At 63.8% G+C, this 3,282-nt stretch carries 5 protein-coding genes; 1 reads left to right on the forward strand and 4 read right to left on the reverse strand.

The features are described from left to right. Positions 1–121: 121 nt before the first annotated feature. The gene (hpaR, locus tag AC1D34_RS35605; protein ID WP_476826791.1) at positions 122–619 is read left to right on the forward strand and encodes a homoprotocatechuate degradation operon regulator HpaR; all 498 of its coding nucleotides are present in this window, start codon (positions 122–124) and stop codon (positions 617–619) included. 23 nt (positions 620–642) lie between these two features. Here the strand turns inward: hpaR and AC1D34_RS35610 are convergent, their stop codons facing one another. From AC1D34_RS35610 to AC1D34_RS35625, 4 genes are all read right to left on the reverse strand, one after another. After that, positions 643–933: a GYD domain-containing protein gene (locus AC1D34_RS35610; RefSeq protein ID WP_476826792.1), complete on the reverse strand. Its 291-nt coding sequence runs from the start codon at positions 931–933 to the stop codon at positions 643–645. Positions 934–1,060: 127 nt separating this feature from the next. Further along, positions 1,061–1,837: a bestrophin-like domain gene (locus AC1D34_RS35615; RefSeq protein WP_476826793.1), complete on the reverse strand. Its 777-nt coding sequence runs from the start codon at positions 1,835–1,837 to the stop codon at positions 1,061–1,063. A 69-nt stretch (positions 1,838–1,906) separates the two neighbouring features. After that, positions 1,907–2,284 carry a VanZ family protein gene (locus AC1D34_RS35620; RefSeq protein WP_476826794.1) on the reverse strand — a complete coding sequence of 126 codons (378 nt, stop codon included), beginning with the start codon at positions 2,282–2,284 and terminating at the stop codon, positions 1,907–1,909. A gap of 77 nt (positions 2,285–2,361) precedes the next feature. Further along, a partial coding sequence (locus AC1D34_RS35625; RefSeq protein WP_476826795.1) for a glycosyltransferase family 4 protein occupies positions 2,362–3,282 on the reverse strand: 921 nt, incomplete at its 5' end.

Consider the following 3,282-nt stretch of genomic DNA (forward strand, 5'->3'; position numbering starts at 1 on the left):
GCTCTGATCCTGCGCACCGCCCCGGAAGGGACCACGTTTGAGAAGCCCCGCTCCACCCCCCAATGAGTCCTCGCAAGGTGGGACGCGTGTCCATCTTCGCCATTTCTCGAAATCCCTGCCGATGTCCCTGCTGCGGGCGCGCGAAGCGGTCATGCGCTGCTTTCGGCCGTCGCTGCGGCAATATGAAATCACGGAGCAGCAATGGCGGGTGCTGCGGGCGCTGAACTCGGTGCCCAGCCTGGAGGTGACCGATCTCGCGCGCGCAACGTTCCTGCTCGCGCCAAGCCTGTCGCGGATCCTCGTCGACCTCGAGGCCAGACACCTCATCACGCGAGGGGCCGATCAGCGTGATCTGCGTCGCGCCATCATCTCGATCAGCCCGGCCGGCGCCAGTTTGATCGAAACGGTGACGCCGGTCTCGGAAGCGATCTACCGCGACATCACCAGCCGCTTTGGCGACGAGAAACTTGCGACTCTGCAKGCCTTGCTGCGCGAGCTGGAGGACGTGGCCAGCGCTGTCGCACCCCATGACGAGAGTGCGGGCAAGCCGCCCCCGCCAGGGGAAACCACGCGAAAGAAGCGAAGGATTCCCCTGAAACGGAAGCGCAGCGCGACCTGACGACGCGCCGCGCTCCGGCCTCCTTAGACCTTGCCGAGGATCGTGGTCATCTCGGCCGGGGTGAAAGCCCGCATCGTCTGGTTGCGGATGTTACCGAGCTTGGCAACGGCAAGACTGAGCGCAGTGGCGCTCATCTCGTCGGGAGCATCCACGGTGACGAGGACGTCATACTTGCCGAGCGTGTAATAGGCGTCCTTGACGGTGATCCCCTTGGATTTCGCCATCTCCCGGAATGCTTCCAGGCGTTTGACGCTGTCATTGACGTTACGGATGCCTTGATCGGTTAAGTTCGCGAGGACGACATAGGTAGCCATGACGCGCTCCTCCCTTTGAGCCCCGGCGCAATGCACCACAGCTGGAGACGCCAGTCGATCTGTACCTGGGGGAATGGCGTGCCTGCCTTGCGAGACGCGCGTCCAGCTCCGCCTGGGAGCGCCTCGCCTATTGCGGGCTCTTGATGGCCTGGCTCACCCGCGCCGATGAAATGCTCGTTTCGCCTCTGAACGGTTCGTCCATGATGATGATGAGGCCGAGCACCATGCCGATTGCGCCCATATGCGCCGCGATCAGGGCAAGAGCGGCAGGATTCAGGTAAAAGCGGCCGTTCATCAGCATCGCGCCGAGCAGAAAGATCAGGATCATCCACCAGAAAATCCCCGGCACGCTCTTGGTCGCAGTTTCGAGCCGCCCCTGGCGATATTCCTCCAGCCTGTCCAGCAATCCGCGCAGCGAGGAGGCCGAATCCCGATACTCCGTCGCAACCTTGCGCACCTGCAGGACCAACGCAGCGARCGCACGATCAGCGGTCGCAGAAAGCCCGGCATCCTCGGTCGAGAGGGAATGCCACTCATCGCGGGTCACGGCGCCGACATAGTCTCGCAGGGCCTTCCGCGCCGCCTCGGGCTCGCTCCCGTCGAGACTCGCGAGATCCCGATCGAGGCGCGCGATATAGGAGCCTTCACGCGAAACCGCGTCATCAGCCCGCGCCAGATTTACACGGACATCCGCAAGCATCAGGGCGAGCACGAAAACCGAGAAGGCCAGCAGACTGCCATGAACGACCTCGGCGAGCTTGTTGGGCTCGTCGACAGCGTCCCGAGGCCGGGCAAACCAAAGGCGACGGGCAATGGAGGCGAGCAGTACCCCCAGTACCGCCGTCGACAATCCGCAGATGATCAGGATCACTGCGTCCGAATAGGCTGCAATCAGTTGTATCATCGAGAGCATCACCCTCCTCACAACAATGATAGCATGCTGGCCGACGCTGCCGCTGATGCAGCGAGACGCCTACCCCCTGAGCCGCTCACGATCCAGGTAGGCTGTGAGCCACGGCAGCAGGCGGGCAGACAGCCAACTCGCCGCGACGCCGCTCACACCTCCGGCGATCTTGACCAGGGCATCTCCCAGCCGCGCGTGCCTGTCGGGTGACAGCATCTGGAAGAGCTCCAACCCTATTGCGATCCCGATGGTCAGCAGGAGTATGATCCCAATTCGCCGGGGATAGGCGGTGGCGAAGAGGAAACCCAAGAGGCCGAATGCGCCGAACCGTTCGAGATGAACGGCATCGCCGATTCTCGGGCGCAGCTCGATCGCGGACAAGGTTGCGTAAGCGATGAAGGCGAGCGTGAACCATGCCAGGGCGCGTAGAACTATCCTGAATGTCATGGTCCGTCGATCTCTGGCTGTGGGGCGGCGAGCTGCTGGCGCTCTATCGCGCGCTCTCGCTCACAATGGAAGCCCGCCTATTTCGCCAGCAGCGCCCGATAGACCTCCAGCGTCTTCTGGGCGACGTTCGGCCAGCTATAGGCCAGCTCCACCCGCTTGATCTGGGAGCGGGCCTGCTCCTCGCTGATCGGATTGGCGATCTTTGCCATTATCGCCGCGGCGAGCGCATCGACATCGCCAAGCGGAAAGTAATCCTCCGGAGGCAGGCCAAGTTCCCGGTTCGCGGCGATATTGCTGGCGAGCACCGGGAGGCCGGACGCCATGGCCTCCAGGAGCGCGATCGGCATCCCCTCATGGCTCGACGGCAGGACGAAGAGCGCGGCATTGGCGAAGAGTTCGGCAAGCCTGTCGCCGGACTGGAAACCAGTCAAGACGACGCCGGGCACGGCCTGGGCCATCTCCCTGACCTGCAGGGAATAGGCGGTTTCAAACTCCGCTCCACCCGCCAGGACCAGGCGAAGGTCGGAGCGCCCGCTCCGCGCAAATGCTTCGATGAGGTCCGTTTGCCGCTTCTCCGGAACGAGGCGGGCGGCAAGCAGGACATAACGCTTGGGCTGCAGGCCAAACTCCGCCAGGAAGCCAGTCCGATGCGCGCCCCGGGAGATGGCCACACCATTCGGCACGAAGCTGACCGGCGTATCGTAGCGGGAGCTCATGGTCTGGGCGACCTCGCGCGAGACCGCGATCCGGCCATGGGACAGGCGCATGCCGAGATACTCGCCAAGTCTTAGGGCGCGCCGGGCAACGCCGCCCCATTTCTGCCGGTCGTAATCATAGCCGTGATGGGTCACGACCACCTTCATGCCCAGGAGACGGGCGAGAGGCACCATCAATGCCGGGCCAACCGCATGAATGTGCAGGATGTCCGGCCGGCGCACCGCCGCGAAACAGACGCCCAGGAACGTATGGACGATGGCCTCCAGCGCCATCTTGCGGGG

The organism is Allobosea sp. P1_A7, from assembly GCF_056406775.1.

Excerpts from the sequence above, each read along its gene's own strand:
- AC1D34_RS35620 (WP_476826794.1), bottom strand. The coding sequence starts at position 2,284 with ATGACATTCAGGATAGTTCTACGCGCCCTGGCATGGTTCACGCTCGCC.
- AC1D34_RS35610 (WP_476826792.1), bottom strand. The coding sequence starts at position 933 with ATGGCTACCTATGTCGTCCTCGCGAACTTAACCGATCAAGGCATCCGT.